This window comes from Shewanella sp. 0m-8 (assembly GCF_052977265.1).
The window spans coordinates 88,459-104,878 of sequence record NZ_JBRIMB010000008.1 but is presented as its reverse complement, the minus strand read 5'-3'; the positions used below and the strand labels follow the sequence as shown (position 1 = coordinate 104,878).

Sequence of the window (16,420 nt, the reverse complement as noted above, 5' to 3'; positions counted from 1 at the left end):
TAGGCCTTTTGGTTTTCGGGATAAAATACAACAGGTTAGCTGTTAACCATATAGATGATACGCCAAAAATAGGGTTAAACCGTAGCCCACGCTGTAACAAAGGGTCAACGCTGGGACATATTTAAGATAGCTGACAAAGGTAAGCTCCTTAACCTTGCTCATCGCTATAATTCCCGCTGCAGAGCCTATCACCAGTAGCGAACCACCAACACCTACAGCGTAAGTGAGCCCTAACCACTCTGGTGTGTTGAGTATTGGTTCGGCTTTAAGTAGTGCTGCCGTTAACGGGACATTATCTAACAGTGCAGAGCCTATACCTGCGACAAAGTTAGAGATATTAGGGTCAAATTGAGAATACACTTGGGTGAGCAGATCCAAGGTTCCTATCTCTTTAAGCATGCCAACTAATAGTAAAATGCCCAAGAAAAACAGTAGTGTGTCGTATTCAACTTGGCGAATGTACTCAAGAATTTGTAGTTCCTCTTTATCGCTTCTCGTTGTATGACCAACTAAGAACATTACTGAAAGACCAGTTAAGAAGGTCAGAACTGGCGGGATCCCAAATAGGATGTTGAGCGCCATGGTCATGATGATAGTGGCAAAGAAAATCACCGCAATAACCACATCGACGGAACGAACCTGCTTGGTGATAGGGCTGGTACAGACTTCACCCTCAGCTTTTAATGAAAACAATACGGCTAACAACATCACGCTCACGGCTGCTGGCACAAATAGCATCAGTAGCTCAGACATACGCACATGGCCGCCTAAGAAGATCATCAAGGTGGTGACATCACCCGTTATCAAGGCGACACCGCCGGAATTGACCGCAAAAATGATAAGTACTGCCATGCGGCGGCGCATCTGCTTTTCAAGTTTAAAAGTTGTTAGCAAGCCCAGCGATACTAAGGTGGCGGTAACGTTGTCACAAATTGCAGATAGCACAAGCGAGAATAAGGCTACTTGGATCATCAGTAATCGCACTGAAACTCGCTGTGGAAATAGCTTCTGTACCAATATTTGAATCATGCCCTTGGCGTTGAGATAAGCAACAAAGGTCATTGTCGACATTAAAAATAACCAGAGAGTAGCAATCTCGAGTAGATTTTCATTGAGCTGATGTTCAATGATTTTCTCATGAGTAGGATCACCAGCGGCCATAAATAAGGCAATCCAGGAGATGCAGCCAAAGAAAAGTGTGGTTTTTGCTTTATTGAGGTGGGTTATCTCTTCAAACACAATACTTAACAGAGCAAGTACTGCTAGCGAAATTAAAAATGCGTACAACATAGGGCGACTCACATTGGTGATGTTATGGCGTACCTAAACTGACACGGAATACACCAAATTAAGTTTATTTTAAGGTTAGGCGGCGAGATCAAACCACAGCAATAGACGTATGACAACTGTTAAGTCGCTCTTATTTTGTTTTAAAGTGTGATATTGGTGGTGTAAAGGCTTTCTGTAGTGATTAATTCTGCATTTTTGATTTTATCTAGGTTTTTACCTTAACCAAGTTAAGCTTTTACTTATTTTGCAGAAGGGTTAGCTAAATCACGCTATAGCTGTAAATTATGATAGCGAAATAATTGGAATCGCTTCTCGCTGTATGGCATGTCGTAAATAGTAGATATAAAAAAGGAACACTTAGCCAAGTGTTCCTTTGTATTGAGCTCGCTGTGAAAGTGTCGTTTTACACGTTTAGTCTACAGCGCTTAAGCTTATTGATTACGCTTTTGCTAGTTTAGCAAATACGCGGTCAGCTGCTGCCAGTGTTGCTTCAAGCTCTTCTTCACCATGAGCAAGTGATAAGAAACCTGCTTCATAAGCGCTAGGTGCTAGGTAAACACCTTCATCTAGCATTAGGTGGTAGAACTCAGCAAACCGCGCTGTGTCACACTTAGTCACTTGGGCAAAGTTAGTCACAGTTTCCTCATCAGTGAAGAAGAAACCAAACATGCCGCCAACGTAGTTGATTGCCATTGGAATGCCGTGCTTGTTAGCCGCCGCTTTAAAGCCTTCAGCAATGTACTGAGTCTTAGCTGCTAGTTGCTCGTAAACGCCTTCTTCACAAAGTGCTTCCATTTGTGCAAGACCTGCAGACATCGCAATTGGGTTACCAGATAGGGTACCTGCTTGGTAAACTGGGCCTGTTGGCGCAATAAACTGCATCACATCTTTACGACCACCAAAAGCACCGACTGGCATACCGCCACCGATCACTTTACCTAGCGTAGTAAGATCTGGTGTTACGCCGTAGTGACCTTGTGCCCCGCTCTTAGATACGCGGAAACCTGTCATGACTTCATCGATAATCATCAGTGCGCCGTACTGATCACAGATTGTACGTAGACCTTGTAAGAAACCGTCGATTGGCGGAATGCAGTTCATGTTGCCTGCTACAGGCTCGATGATGATACAAGAGATCTCTTCTGGGTATTGCTCGAAGATAGCCTTAACTGATTCTAGATCGTTGTAAGTTGCAGTTAGGGTGTGCTTAGCAAAATCTTCAGGAATACCTGGAGAGCTAGGCTGACCCAGAGTTAGTGCACCAGAACCGGCTTTAACTAGCAAGCAGTCAGCGTGGCCGTGGTAGCAGCCTTCAAACTTAAGTATTTTGTCACGGTTAGTGAAGCCACGTGCTAAACGGATAGCACTCATGGTTGCTTCAGTACCAGAACTCACCATACGAACTTGTTCAATTGATGGAACCATTTCGATGACTTTTTCAGCCATAGTGATTTCAAGTTCAGTCGGTGCACCAAAAGATAGACCGTTTTCAACCGCAGCTAATACAGCTTGACGAATTTTTGGGTGGTTGTGACCTAAGATCATCGGTCCCCAAGAACCGACGTAATCGATATATTTTTTGCCATCGGCATCAAAGATATAAGCGCCATCAGCTTTCTCGATAAAGCGCGGAGAGCCACCTACACCAGAGAATGCACGTACTGGAGAGTTAACGCCACCTGGGATGGTCTTTTTAGCCTGCTCAAATAGTTCGTCAGAACGAGTCATTTTTAATCCTTAAAAGTCTATAGCCGATTTATACATCAGCTTTTCGTGAATACCAATTAACTGGACGTTCGTATTGCTCAAGTTGAGTATCAACACCTAACGTCAGTGCAAACAGTGCCATGCGGATCAGCAGACCATTATCGGCTTGTCTAAAGATAGCCAGATTTGGATGGTCGTTAAGATCGTTATCCAATTCATTTGCTTGCTCACGAGAGTCTCGTGGCAATGGATGCATGATCACCGTGTTTGATTTGCAATGTTGTGTATAAATACTTTGGTTTAAACGGAACTTGCCACGGTATTTATTCGCCTCTTCTTGAGAAGGGAAGCGTTCTTCTTGAATACGCGTAAGATAGAGTATATCAGCGCGATCTAAATTGCCTTCAAGTTGGTCTGTTATTGTGATCTTATGGCCAGCATTTGCAATGTCATTGATCACAGAGTCAGGCATTGCTAGCTCTTTTGGTGATACGAGTGTGAAGCTGACATCTTTATACATACATAACAGGCGAGAAAGTGAGTGAACCGTGCGGCCAAATTTCAAATCGCCGACCATAGCGATATTCATGCCACTAATATCACGGCCGCCAGCAGCTAACTCTTTTTGAATGGTAAATAGATCCAGTAGTGCTTGAGTTGGATGCTCGTTTGAGCCGTCACCACCATTAATGACGGGGACGCGACTACCTTTAGCAAATTCGCTAACAGAGAAAGAGTCTGGGTGACGCATAGCAATCACATCGGAGTAGCTTGAGAGTACTCGAGCTGTATCGTATAGCGACTCGCCCTTTGATAGTGAGGAGGAGCCCATACCGACAGTTTCATTCACTCTGCCACCAAGTAGGCTAAAGGCACTAGCAAAGCTGACGCGAGTACGGGTGCTCGGTTCGAAAAATAGGTTGCCTAAAACAGCACCATCTAAAACCGTGGTACGTTTTTGTCTTAAAGCGTAGGGAGTCATACGAGTAGCAACGGAGAAAACGTTTTCAACGGCTTCCAAATCTAATTGGTTTACCGACAGAATGTGCGAACCTTGAAACTGAGTCATCAGCCTATATTTCCAATTTCTGAGGGGCGTAAATAGCAATGCTATTTGCCCAAATTTATGTAGGGTGGCTGAGGCGGCACTATAGCAGAATCTAATTGACAGATAAATATAGCAAACGCAGAACGACTGATTAATTTAGTTCGTTTATAGCAATTAGTTGATGGGCAGAAACATTCTGTTGCGGCAAATTTTGCTTAAGCCTTGCCAAAAGGCTTGCTGACGCGTAAAACTGCGCATGAGTTATCATATTTTCGATTTAAAACAACTGATTTGGAAGGCTTAGTTTGGACCACTTTATTTGGAATATAGACCCCGTAGCAATAAGCTTTATGGGGTTAAAAGTACATTGGTACGGCATTTTATTTGCACTTGCGATAGCGTCTGGCTTTCAGGTGATGAAGCGTATCTACATTAAAGAGAACTTACCCGTAGAGTCGTTAGACAACTTGCTGATGTATTGTGTTGTTGGCATTATCGTTGGCGCGCGCTTAGCTCACTGTTTGTTCTACGATCCAGCCTATTATTTTAGTCACCCCTTAAAAATATTGGCGATTTGGGAAGGAGGCCTTGCCAGTCATGGTGGCGGTTTAGGGGCAATTTTAGCCCTGTATTATTATCAGCGTCAGGTTAAGTTACCTTTCTTATTCTTACTCGATCGCCTTGCCATCGCGACAGCGATTTTTGGCTTCTTTGTCCGTATGGCAAACTTTGTAAACTCTGAAATTTTGGGATTACCAAGCACTGTGCCTTGGGCAATCGTGTTTGAACGTGTCGATATGTTGCCGCGCCATCCTGCGCAGCTTTATGAAGCGATAGCTTATCTGTCTATTTTTGCTCTGTTGTGGGCAGTCTATAAACTGACCGATATGAAGCAGAAGCATGGCGCCATCTTTGGCTTATTCTTAGTATTAGTGTTTAGCTCACGCTTCCTGATTGAGATGGTTAAGGTCAAGCAAGCGGTCTATGCTGATACGTGGACATTTAGTGCTGGTCAGCTTTTGAGTATTCCATTCCTGCTCGTCGGTATTATGCTGCTGTTAATGCCTTATTTACGTAAAAGCCAAGCCTGAATTTAAATCGCTTTGCTCTTAGGTGAATGAAAAAGCCGTAAACGAACTGTTTACGGCTTTTTGTTTATGGGCTGTCTTGCCTGGAATGTATTTACTCTGGTCGAGAGATAAGGTGGAGTGGAGCGGCATCGCTTAAATAAGCTTCATCGACTTGATCTAACTTGTTATAGCGGATCATCTGACGGATTCCATCAATATAAGCTTGGCCTCGCTCTGAGTATTTATCTAAGGTTCCAGCAAGCTCTAAGCCTGTGATCGGTTTATTGTCAGCGCGTAAACCAGCGCGTAATTCTCTGAGCTTTTTATAGGCATTGTTAGTGTTGAGGTTGAGCATATAACCTTCTACCGAAGCCAGTGGGGTGTCAAAACGCGCCAAGCCGTAATTCCCTAACTCTTTACGCTGCTGCTTGGGCACCATCCCCTTGCCACTGAAGTCCCATTGCCCAAAAAAGGCATTACCTTCAACGGTAAATCGTGATGTGGCCCAGCCGCTTTCCTCTGCAGCCTGTGCTAACACTAATGAGGGCGGCATAATATCGACCTCTTCTAGAAGTGTTTGCCTTTGCTGTTCGGTGAGCGGGGTGTCTTCGTCTTTGACTATCTTGTATTTGAATGCAATTTTTTGTAACACTGCATCATTTAAAGGAGCGGATTCAATCAGGCGGCGCTCTAATAAAATGTTTTCATTTGCGACGAGAATAAGCGGCGCAAGCAAGCGGAAAAACACCATTTTCTTCTGTTGTACTGGGATTTTATTTGTGGTTTCTTCCCAACCTTTTCTTACTGACTCAAAGGTGAGTCTAGGTACCTCCCTATTGCCTTCTCTCCAGCTTTGAGTGTTGTAATTAAGTGAATCAAATAAGTCGCTTAACTCATCTAGCGAGTTGATTACAACGTCTTTAGGCATTTTCTTCGGTCGGTTGTCTGATACTTTGGTAAAGCTGGTTTGGGTTTCGCTAGAGCCTGTTGCAGTCGCAAGATCGGCAGCAACGGTTTTCTTGTTTTGTATTTCAGAAGTTGATGTTTCAGGAGTTTGTATCGCGCTCGGTGACACGACTTTTTCTGATTGTGAAACTGTGGCTAATGGCTTATCGGCTAAGGGGGGATCCATTTGTTGTTTAGTCACCGTTTCGATACCGCTTTCAGGATTAAATTGGGAGTTGGCTGCATAAAGAATCAATAAAGCGGCTAACACGGCAAGGGCGATAAGTGTTTGAGGCTTCTTAAGCATACGCACTCCTTTATGTTGAAAATTTTGGATTAGTCACCAATGTTAATTTAGTCGATCTAAATGCTATCGTCCTCCATTGTTAACTAGATGTAAACTTCCAAGTAACGATCACTGAAAATATCAACTGATGGTTTAAGCAGGGGGTTACTGCGTAACTATCTGATTGATAGATTAAACGTACCAGCTTTTAGCTGGGTTTCAGCTAATAGTTAGTTGTTAAGTATCAGCAATGTGATGTAGGTGAGGGTAAATAAGCTTTTATGCTTTTTCTGCTAATTGGGAGACGAAGTAGAGCAGCCGCTAGAGTGCAAGCAGCCGCTGGATAGTACTAATCATATTCAACTGTTTTTAACTGAGTGCGTATTAATAAAAAGCCCAGATAATCGTATTATCTGGGCTTTTTAGTGGCTCATTGCAACAACCGCTTAAGGCTTGTTTCGACAACCGCTTAAGGCTACTGACTTAAATCCGAGGCGGTTTGCGTCGAGTAGTAGTAAGCAATATCTTTCATTTCAGTTTCTGAAAGCATGCCTGCTTGCCCTTGCATTAAGGGATCCGTGCGATCGCCACGCTTAAAGTCAACTAACTGCTTGAATAGGTAAGCCGCTTTTTGACCTTTAAGATCGGGATAGGTCTTCATCATGCCAAGCATGGCATCACCATGACAAGCGATACAGCGTTGGCTAGCCAGCGCTTCACCCTTGCTCGCATCCGCTTTATAGTTCAGTGCGCTTGACTCAAGCTTGAGTCCTTGCAATGCAAGGGTATCTTTAAAGGATGTATCTGTCTCGGCCTGAACAGTGGCTACCGTTGTCGTTGCCCATATCAAGCTGGTTGCTAAGACTTGTTTAATTAAACGATTACGCATCTTAACCTTCCTTGCTTGATGTTGGCAGTGGTGGCATTTGATCGGCCTCCAATGGCTTACGTCTAAAGATCTTCATATCGATACCTGTCTCATCATAATAAGTTGAGAGGTAGTCGAGTACCGGATCCCATGTATCAGAAAGATCCCACAAGCCTTGGGTATCAATCATCCACTGAATGGTATCGCGCCAAACTTCGCGGTTACCTTTGTTCTGCGGAATAATCAAGGTGGTATGGCAGGCGTTACATTGTTGGTCCACCATTTCCCAGCCGGGTGCCATGATAAGGCCTGATACAGGATCTACTGGGTAGCTTTTAACTGGCACAGCATCGGCAGCCTGAACCCCTATTAAGCTACTTAAGGCAAGCAAGCCTGCCGTAAACAGAGTCTTTGTCATTATACGACCCTTATTGCCACTCGGTGACAACCGTTAAATAGGTAACCTTTCGGGTTCCACTGTGGCTGAACCATAGGCTGAGTATCGCCTTTAGTGTCCGTTGCGCGAGCCCAAATCTCATAGTAACCAGTCTGTGGAAGCTTAAGGTCAATATTCCACTGTTGCCATGCTGTAGGGTTTACAGGCTTAGTTAACGCGGCTGTTTGCCATGTTGTGCCGTAGTCGTAACTGACTTCAACTTTAGCGACATCTCGCATACCAGCCCAAGCATGACCGCTTACTGAAAGCGTTTTGCCTAGTGACATTTCACCACCAGTTTGCGGCGAAGTAATCAATGACTTAACAATCATCTCTTCAATGATCTTAAAGTCTTTGTTATCAACTTTTTCACCAGGTGCAACAGGGTGCTTAGGGACTTGATAAGCAGGTGCGCCCATTTTCTTACCATCGTGAACGCGATCTCTCACGCCCATACCCGTAGCACATTTTTGTGAAACAGAACCAGGACGACCACCGAATACGATACGCAGTGGGTAACCGTGCATATATGGAATATCTTCGCCGTTCATGCCCCATGCAATCATGCCATTTTCATTCATGGCTGCATCGATTGGTACACCGCGAGAGATGGCTGCGCCTTTACCGCTGATATGCTTATCTGCGCCATAGTGAGCGGTATAAACTGCGTCACTTTTCACGCCACAGTCAGCAAGTACGTCTTTAATTAATACACCAGTCCACTCTGCACAGAATACCGCAGTGTTACTCCACTGGTTACCCTTAGCGTTTGGATAGAAGTTCTCACGGCTGTTACCGCCACACTCTAGAACAAGTTGTTGAGTATGGGTCTTGAACTTCTTTTTAAGCTCAGCAATTGTGTAGGTCTTAGGTGTTTCGATTGACTCACCATCAACAGTGAATTCCCACGTGTCAGGATCTATCTTGTCGAACTCAGGCATCTGGCCGTTCCAACGAATAAACGCTACGTCGGCTGGCGTTTTAACTGGCGCAAGTAAATGCTCTGGTGGGAATGCGTTGAGTGGGCTTGAGTTAAGTACTTTAAAGTGGCCTGGTAAGTCATCAACATTCTTCCACTTAACCGCAGATACGTCTAACGGCTCAATACCGGCAGGGCGGTTTGATGCAAAGGCCCAGTTTAGCGGGAGCATGGCTGTTACTGAGGTCGCCGCAGCGCCCTTTAAAAAATTACGTCTATCGATAGCCATTAATCTTGTTCCTTACCTGTATTGAAATAAACTGCCATTGCCTGCATCTGTTCTTCGGTTAACAGTTTAGCGACTTTACTCATCGTCTTGTCTTGGCGTTTGTCAGCTTTAAAGTTTTTTAGTTGTCCAACCATGTATGCCGCGTTCTGTCCCTTTAGATTTGGGATCGAGTTGAATTCATTACTACCGTCGACTCCGTGGCAAGCAATACACATGTTGAGCAGCTGCTGATAGTTCTCTGCAACGGCTTGACTGCTAAAGCCAAGTACTGATGCTGAGAGCACAACTAGCGCTGCTAATTTATTATTTATTACACTCATAGCGTGCCCTTATCGGGAGATGTTGTTTACTCTTGGTTAAGCGGCCCCAGTAAACTCGCCTTACCTTATTTGCAGATAACTCCTTGGTGCTAGCACCAGGTTACGACCTTGCAACGTTTTTATATCAATGCTTTCGAGTACTTCATTGTCGTTATTGGTAAAAGAAAGCGTTTGAGTTCGTGAAAATACAGAGAAATGTGAGCTTTAGCCTGTAAAAAGATCTAAAAAGTTGTGAAAATGCCGAATAAATACACGTAATGTCGGTTTTTACTTCTATTGTTGGCTGAAAGTGTAAGAGGCGGGAATTGTTCGCTGATTGTTGCTGCTTTATTGTTCTGAGGTGTTGTAGATGCTGGGGATTGGTTTTTAATCTGTAATCGGTAGAATGTTTGAGCGTTTTGTCGAAAGGCTGCGTAGCATCGCTTGGAACTGTTGGGGTGTTTTTTACTCTTTTACTGATAATTAATTAGCCGAAAATATGCTGCAATTAATTGTCGAACATAGGTGAAAGTGAGATTAAATCCTATATGTTAAAGATGCTGTCTTTGGGTTGTAACTTGTTTCAAAACCCTTGATGGCATGAAGAGCTGAGAGGATGCATGCAGAACTATTTAACCCCTAACGGGAATTTAGCCCATTGTCTAGAGGCGCTGTTATTCAGTAAATTCGTCCAATATTGTGCTTTACACACTAAATAAGGGGGCTTGATAAGCTAGCTGTTTAGGACAAGGTTACACCTGACCAGAACGGATCTCTCTTTGTAGTGATCCCCAGTTAATTACCCCAACAATATTGTCGCTTTCTTGCTGGTAGATGTAGACCTCGCCTCGTCGGTATTTTGAAAGAATCGCATACACTTCATTGAGCGTTGAGGTGTCGGGTAATCCCTGAATTGGGTGACGCGTTAACGCGCTTGCATCATCTTGTACCTGTAGCTCTAGCTGCAACATTTCTACAATACCTTGAGCATTGCGAACTAATACAGAGCGGCCTTCGGCGCGCTTAAGTACCTCTAATAAAAGCTCTTGATTGTCGTAAACGATGACGAAGCGTTTATCCATTAAGTGCCTGACGCCCACTTTTTGCAACCCAAGGTTTACCGGTGCGACTTTATAACCTAAGCCCATTATTTCAAGCTGCTTAAAAAAAATGGACTTAGTATTAAAGCCTTGATGAGCAATCAAGAAGGCTGGGATCACCACAAACATTGAGGGCAAAATAATTGAGGCGTTGTTGGTCAGCTCTATTAATGCCACAAGCGCCGCTAGTGGCGCACTTAAACAGACGCCCATCATGCCCGTCATGCCGATAATAGTATAGAGGCCAATATAGGGTGCAATACTTGGGAACATTAGCGAACAGACTAAAGCCAGTATGGTGCCAAGTAGTGCGCCAATTCCATAAAGAGGGCCAATCAGTCCGCCTGGGATCCCAAGGCCGATAGCGGCAATGGTCGCTATGATTTTACCGATTAAAATCGCACTTAAAAATAGAATGCTGGGATGTTGGTTAATGGTCTCTGCAATGGCGAGCTCACCGCTACCAATCGCTTGTGGTAGTACTAAACCGACTAATGTAGTGACAGCTCCAGCAAGCAGTAAGCGGTTAATTAGCGGCCAGTGTTGTCCGATAGCCGTCACTTTAAGAAGACTTGCGTTGAAAAATGCGGCGATGCAGCCAAGTATTACCCCAAATACTGCCAGCAGTGGATATTGGCTTAAGGGGATCACTGCTACGCCAATCTGCTCGAATTCATGTACATCACCAAACACCAGTCGGCTGCTGAGTGCGCCGCAAATGGCAGAGAGCATAATGGGGAAGAAGTAATGGATTTTGTATTCTCTGAGCACCACTTCAAATACAAATATGACAGCGGCCAAAGGCGCGTTAAAAATGGCGGCAATACCTGCTGCTATACCACTGGCACACATCACCCTTACGCTGTTGTCTGGCAGTTTAAATTTTTCGGCGAGTACACTAGCGCTCACCGCGCCTAAATGAATAGCAGGACCTTCTCTACCGACAGAGAAATTAGTCGCAAGCGCAAACAGAGCTTGAAAGAATTGACCAGGGGCAGACTGCAGTGGAATTTTGCCGTAATGCAGTTTAACTCTGTGGATCACATAGGCGATGCCCATACGTTTATAACGCTGAGATCCCATTTTTGCGACACCCCAGATTAAAAATGAGCCTAAAAGCGGTAATAGTACTCGCCAGTCATCGATGATATCCGTAAAATTCATCACCTGAGTTTTGGTGAAGGTGTCACACCAAAGCAGTAATAATCTAAAAAGAAGAATGATGCCGGACGCAAATAGTGCAAATAGCAATGCGAGCAAACATAACTGTACACTGACCTTAGCTTGCGACAGCGTGTCTTTAAGGTCGGTATGTAGGTACTTTTGAAATTGCTCTCGCTTCTTAACAATTGTTTGATGCACAGAAATTTCCAAAATGTATGTTTGTCACATTGATAGTTAAATGTGAGATTTTTTATTAAGGGGCTGTTACTTAATGCCAAATTATCATCGTTGGCTCGATCGCTTGCAAGTGATTGAACGACAAATTAGACCCTCAAGTGTTTATTTACTGCTTTTATTACTGGTGTCCTTTGCTTTAGGTGCGCTCAGTTATGATGTTGCAAAACTGCACTACCTGCCTAAAGCTGAGGTTAAGGCTGATAAATCAGAGCAGTATATTCTGCAATTGCAGCAACAAGCACAAACCTTGGCTGCACGTAATATCGAACTAGCATTAGAGCGTGAAGCTAACAATAACATGCAGACAATGTTTGTTGAGCAAAATGTGAAACAAAATGAGCTGGAGCGTGAACTGGCATTTTATCGTAGTGTGATGGCGCCGGAAAATATCGCTGACGGTGTCGCGATTAATGCATTAGAGATTGAGCCAAGCCTTGAGCCACGTCAATATCGAATTAAATTGGTACTGACACAGTTAGAGAAGCGTAAGCGCTCGTTATCGGGTCGCAGTGAAGTGACGTTAATCGGCTTACAAGACGGTAAAACCCTTACCCTAAAATTGTCGGATTTGACTGATGCCTCGTTTAAATTCAAATTTAGGTATTTTCAGGTATTAGAAGGGGAATTTACATTGCCTGAAGGCTTTAGCTTGTCTAGAGTGAAGGCCAAAGTCATCGTGCCTGCGAGCCGTTGGACCAAAGGTTCACAAACGGAACAAGAGTATAATGCACAAGATTTACTTGTGGATGAAAAAGAACAGGGCATAATACTTGAACAAAATGGTCAGGTATTAGATAATTCTGCACAGCAAACAGATCTAAGAGGTAGTAATGACTGAACAAGCTGAAGATGCTTTGCCAATTCGCTTTACCGATGCGGCGGCTTCAAAAGTAAAAACCTTGCTAGAAGAGGAAGAAAATGACGCACTTAAGCTACGTGTATACGTAACAGGTGGCGGTTGCTCTGGTTTCCAGTATGGCTTTACGTTCGATGAGAAAGTAAACGACGGTGACTTTACAGTCGAGAAGCAAGGTGTTCAGTTGGTTGTCGATCCAATGAGCCTGCAATATCTTGTTGGTGGTGAAGTGGATTACACTTCAGGCCTTGAAGGTTCTCGCTTCTTTGTTAAGAATCCAAACGCGACCACCACATGTGGTTGTGGCGCGAGTTTTTCTGTTTAATCTAATTGATTGAGTAGAAGCTCGAGATATAAAGAAGCCGTCTAATGACGGCTTTTTCATATCTGTAATTTTTATATCTGTAAGTCGCGTTAACGCATAATGTTGAGGTTCATCTCTCGATTAAAGTAGCGTCCCACCTTAGTTGTAAATGCAATCCATACCTGCACAATCGCTAATAAAATGAGTATGCCAAATATCAGCCAGTCTGGGAGCTGTGCCTTGAAGCTGCCAATGGCAAAGCTTGATGGTCCTGATGCTGCGAGGTTGTCAGGATCGTAAAGCACAAGAGGTAGTATGCTGACAACGGCGAGCTGCAATGAGGTGTAGACCCTAAGCATGATAAGTCCCGCTTTTTGCTTACCTATGATGGCTAACACTATAAATAAGGTCAGGATACAAAACAGTACGCCTTGTTTTGCTATTAACCCGCTCACGGAGATCATCACAAAAAATATGAGTAGGGCAATGAGGCGTTTGGGCATGGCGACTTTTGTTGCAGATAGTCCACTTTGCGTCGCAGGGGGGGAGTCTGTGGTTGAGCTAATATCGCATTGTGTTGCTGATTGTGTTGCTGAATCAGCGATAGAGCGTGCAGGGGGTTTGGTATCCACTTTTTATTCTCTTTATCGTTTTATGAGCAGATAAAAGCGTAAAAATGGTAAGCCTAAATGGCTTACCATAAGCGGTCTTATGATTAGTGACGCTTTTTAGGCGTTAGACGCTCTTCAAGCTCGTGTGGTGGGATCACCACACCTAAATCATCTTGTACTGGGAAAATAGCAACGAAGAGGTCGTCGTCTTGCATACCAGGAACCCAACGCTCTAACCACTCATCAACTGGAATCGATAACGCCTGGCAATCTTTCCAGTCATCAACAGCCCAAAGTGCGGCAGCTTCTTCAGTTGGCCACATCGGAATACAATCTTCCTCTTCAGTAGTCAGCATTACGCAGCCGTCTAAATCTTGTAATGACCACAGTGTGTTGTGCTCTTTTGCTTGCTCAACAAGATAGTCATAGCGAGATTCTGGCGTCATTTCAGTAATTTGCTTTAGGCTTTTGTTTTTGTTGCTCATGGTTTACATCTCTTTATTTAAAATGTGGCGAGCCTTCAAACAAGGAGAACGCGCCGATTAAAGGGATAATAGCACCAAGCTGACTATTGAAAAAGAAAACAGAGCCGATTTAGGCTCTGTTTTCTTTAGCGCTTGCTATTTTTTAGCATCGAATATTTTGTAAATCATGCCAGCGATGATCGCTCCAATTATAGGGGCAACCCAAAACAACCACAGTTGAGACAGTGCGGCTTCGCCAACAAATAACGCTGGAGCAGTACTTCGAGCGGGATTTACCGAGGTGTTTGTAACCGGGATACTGATTAGGTGGATAAGGGTGAGCCCTAAGCCAATAGCAATAGGGGCAAAGCCTTTTGGCGCGCGAGCATCTGTAGCGCCAAGAATTATCAGTAGGAAAAATAACGTCATCACGATTTCACAAATGAGTGCCGCGGTTAAACTGTAGCCCCCAGGTGATCGGTCGCCATAGCCGTTTGAGGCAAAGCCAGCCGATAGGTTAAAGCCATCTTGACCTGAGGCGATAAGATACAAAATACCTGCGCCAACGATACCTCCGGCAACCTGAGCGATAATATAGGGGAGTAATTCTGATGCAGGAAAACGCCCACCAGCCCAGAGTCCAACAGAGACCGCGGGGTTTAAATGACATCCCGAAATATGACCAATGGCAAATGCCATCGTCAGCACTGTTAAGCCGAATGCAAACGCAACACCTAGAAAACCAATACCCACTTCGGGGAAAGTTGCGGCTAAGACGGCGCTACCACAGCCACCTAAGACAAGCCAAAGCGTGCCGATGAATTCAGCCGTCATTTTTTGAGTCATATTCATATAACTGTTCCTTGTGTTTTAAGCCGACTCTATTTGTTGTAAATAGCTTGTCGACTTTTAAAATAAGACTTTGTTACTTTAAGTTGTCCTAAATAAAGGGTTAAGTAAATAGCTAAAAAGTGAATTTTATTATCTGACAATGCCAATGACTCATCATTATAATGCAGATAAGACAGACTAATTAACCTTGTAACGCTCATCTTGCACCATCTGAATAAGCGTCGCGGCAATTTCGGTATTGTCTTTATGGCCTCTAAAGTACAGTGCGCCTTTACCGTAAGCGTAAATGGGTACATCGATGGCGTCGTGGCCCCCTGTTGTCCATCCAGTATAGGTCAGCTTATCAATTGCTTGTTTAAGGTCGTCAGTTATTTGCTTTTCATGCTTGTGGTGAGATAAGCGAGAGTTAAGCTTTTTTCTTAGCCCGTCTATTTTTTTATCTTCGATAGCAATACTGATATGGGGCCGTAAAAACGTGCTAAATGCGGCTAAGTCATTTAATACATCGGGGCTGGCAATGATGAGTTTGGCCATCGTGCTTGGTAAGCTATGTACTTGATGCAGCAATTGGCCTTTCCATTGATAGGTGCCGTCGGTGCCTAATGTCAGGCCGCCTGTAGAATGGTCCGCTGTCGCGACCAATAAAGTATCTGGGTGATTATCGACATAGCGTTTAACCAGGCTTAGTGTGTTGGCAAAGTCATCTATTTCATTCATCGCGCAGGCGATATCGTTACTGTGACCACACCAATCTATTTGGCTTGCCTCAACCATCATGACAAACGGGGCACCTTTTGCGGACAAAAGGCTTAAGGCTTTACGTGTCATGGTTGTGAGTCTCAGCGGATCTTCACTTTCAATGGCGGCAGGTAAGCCTTTTGGTGCAAATAAGCCTAAGGCAGGTAAGCCTTCGATGCTATTTAAGTCGCTGAGTTTGTCTATGTATTGGTAGCCGTACTCTTGAAACTCTTGGGTGAGATCTTTGTCATCACGTACAAAGTATTGCGTACCTCCACCGAGCATAAGATCGGCCACGGGCCTTTTATCTATAAGGTTACTCAAGTAATTGTCGGCTATCTGGTCGTAGTTACGGCGGCTTTCATTATGAGCGAGAAAACTTGCTGGAGTGGCGTGATTAATTTGCGAGGTGACCACTACCGCAGTGGTTTTCCCTTGGGATTTTGCCATTTCTAGCAGAGTAGGGAAATGGCTGTGTTGCTGGTCAACCGAAATCGCACCGTTGTAGGTTTTGTAGCTGGTTGCGAGCGCCGTCGCAGCCGCTGCAGAGTCGGTGACAACAGTGTCATCGTCAGGATAAGTGCTCGACATGCCAACTAACAGTTGGTCGAAAATAGTCTTCTCGACTCTTTGGGTTTGAGGGTTGTCGTTATAGTAACGGTAGGCTGTGGTATACGCAGGTCCCATACCATCACCAATCAGGTAGATAATATTCTTGGGTAAGTACTCTGCGGCTATGACAGGAGCAAATGGGTCATCGGTTTGTGCCATTGTGACTGAACTAAACAGGGCGCCATAAATGACGCTTGAACAAATTGCCGATATTCGTAGAGCGGTATCTAAACAAGTCATAGTCTGCTTATCCTAAAAAAGAGAAGACGTGGCTAAATATATTGCTGCATTGAAGTCCCACTCAACGCCTTGATAGACAGCAAGA

The 16,420-nt window shown here is 44.2% G+C and carries 16 protein-coding genes; 3 read left to right on the top strand and 13 right to left on the bottom strand.

Annotation, left to right across the window (positions count from 1 at the left end):
- Positions 1 to 42 precede the first annotated feature (42 nt).
- The 3 genes from nhaD to ACVBIO_RS05955 all read right to left on the bottom strand — a co-directional run bounded on the left by nhaD (position 43) and on the right by ACVBIO_RS05955 (position 4,066).
- Entirely contained in the window at positions 43 to 1,290 is a 1,248-nt protein-coding gene (gene nhaD, locus ACVBIO_RS05965; protein ID WP_447160364.1) for a sodium:proton antiporter NhaD, read from the bottom strand.
- A gap of 438 nt (positions 1,291 to 1,728) precedes the next feature.
- Positions 1,729 to 3,018, bottom strand: a complete 1,290-nt coding sequence (gene hemL / locus ACVBIO_RS05960; RefSeq protein WP_447163743.1) for a glutamate-1-semialdehyde 2,1-aminomutase — start codon at positions 3,016 to 3,018, stop codon at positions 1,729 to 1,731.
- Positions 3,019 to 3,046: 28 nt separating this feature from the next.
- A complete protein-coding gene (locus tag ACVBIO_RS05955) occupies positions 3,047 to 4,066 on the bottom strand; it encodes an aspartate carbamoyltransferase (RefSeq protein WP_447160366.1) in 1,020 nt (339 codons plus the stop codon).
- Positions 4,067 to 4,350: 284 nt separating this feature from the next.
- Here ACVBIO_RS05955 and lgt point away from each other — a divergent pair, with 284 nt between their 5' ends.
- Complete coding sequence (gene lgt, locus ACVBIO_RS05950; protein WP_447160367.1) at positions 4,351 to 5,136, top strand: prolipoprotein diacylglyceryl transferase; 786 nt, start codon at positions 4,351 to 4,353, stop codon at positions 5,134 to 5,136.
- A 91-nt stretch (positions 5,137 to 5,227) separates the two neighbouring features.
- Here the strand turns inward: lgt and ACVBIO_RS05945 are convergent, their stop codons facing one another.
- From ACVBIO_RS05945 to ACVBIO_RS05920, 6 genes are all read right to left on the bottom strand, one after another.
- On the bottom strand, positions 5,228 to 6,367 hold the full coding sequence (locus tag ACVBIO_RS05945; RefSeq protein WP_447160368.1) for a glucosaminidase domain-containing protein: 1,140 nt from the start codon (positions 6,365 to 6,367) through the stop codon (positions 5,228 to 5,230).
- A gap of 454 nt (positions 6,368 to 6,821) precedes the next feature.
- Positions 6,822 to 7,235: a c-type cytochrome gene (locus tag ACVBIO_RS05940; RefSeq protein ID WP_447160369.1), complete on the bottom strand. Its 414-nt coding sequence runs from the start codon at positions 7,233 to 7,235 to the stop codon at positions 6,822 to 6,824.
- 1 nt (position 7,236) lies between these two features.
- Positions 7,237 to 7,632, bottom strand: a complete 396-nt coding sequence (locus ACVBIO_RS05935) for a cytochrome C (RefSeq protein WP_447160370.1) — start codon at positions 7,630 to 7,632, stop codon at positions 7,237 to 7,239.
- Positions 7,632 to 8,858 (bottom strand): molybdopterin-dependent oxidoreductase, encoded by a 1,227-nt coding sequence (locus ACVBIO_RS05930; RefSeq protein ID WP_447160371.1) that lies wholly within the window; start codon positions 8,856 to 8,858, stop codon positions 7,632 to 7,634. The genes ACVBIO_RS05935 and ACVBIO_RS05930 overlap by 1 nt, the downstream gene beginning before the upstream one ends.
- On the bottom strand, positions 8,858 to 9,178 hold the full coding sequence (locus tag ACVBIO_RS05925; protein WP_447172187.1) for a c-type cytochrome: 321 nt from the start codon (positions 9,176 to 9,178) through the stop codon (positions 8,858 to 8,860). Before ACVBIO_RS05925 ends, ACVBIO_RS05930 begins: the two co-directional genes overlap by 1 nt.
- Before the next feature lie 731 nt (positions 9,179 to 9,909).
- On the bottom strand, positions 9,910 to 11,631 hold the full coding sequence (locus ACVBIO_RS05920; protein WP_447160373.1) for a chloride channel protein: 1,722 nt from the start codon (positions 11,629 to 11,631) through the stop codon (positions 9,910 to 9,912).
- Positions 11,632 to 11,692: 61 nt separating this feature from the next.
- Between ACVBIO_RS05920 and ACVBIO_RS05915 the strand changes: the two genes are divergently transcribed.
- Together ACVBIO_RS05915 and erpA are read left to right on the top strand one after the other, a co-directional pair.
- Positions 11,693 to 12,496 (top strand): DUF6776 family protein, encoded by an 804-nt coding sequence (locus ACVBIO_RS05915; protein WP_447160374.1) that lies wholly within the window; start codon positions 11,693 to 11,695, stop codon positions 12,494 to 12,496.
- Complete coding sequence (gene erpA / locus ACVBIO_RS05910) at positions 12,489 to 12,839, top strand: iron-sulfur cluster insertion protein ErpA (protein WP_447160375.1); 351 nt, start codon at positions 12,489 to 12,491, stop codon at positions 12,837 to 12,839. Before ACVBIO_RS05915 ends, erpA begins: the two co-directional genes overlap by 8 nt.
- Before the next feature lie 89 nt (positions 12,840 to 12,928).
- Here the strand turns inward: erpA and ACVBIO_RS05905 are convergent, their stop codons facing one another.
- The 4 genes from ACVBIO_RS05905 to ACVBIO_RS05890 form a co-directional block, all read right to left on the bottom strand.
- Positions 12,929 to 13,450 carry a hypothetical protein gene (locus ACVBIO_RS05905; protein WP_447172186.1) on the bottom strand — a complete coding sequence of 174 codons (522 nt, stop codon included), beginning with the start codon at positions 13,448 to 13,450 and terminating at the stop codon, positions 12,929 to 12,931.
- Between the two features lie 83 nt (positions 13,451 to 13,533).
- Positions 13,534 to 13,914, bottom strand: coding sequence for a DUF2750 domain-containing protein (locus ACVBIO_RS05900; RefSeq protein ID WP_447163738.1), 381 nt, complete (start codon positions 13,912 to 13,914; stop codon positions 13,534 to 13,536).
- A gap of 135 nt (positions 13,915 to 14,049) precedes the next feature.
- Positions 14,050 to 14,745, bottom strand: a complete 696-nt coding sequence (aqpZ, locus tag ACVBIO_RS05895; protein WP_447160378.1) for an aquaporin Z — start codon at positions 14,743 to 14,745, stop codon at positions 14,050 to 14,052.
- A 177-nt stretch (positions 14,746 to 14,922) separates the two neighbouring features.
- Entirely contained in the window at positions 14,923 to 16,254 is a 1,332-nt protein-coding gene (locus tag ACVBIO_RS05890) for an alkaline phosphatase (protein ID WP_447172213.1), read from the bottom strand.
- Positions 16,255 to 16,420: the final 166 nt, after the last annotated feature.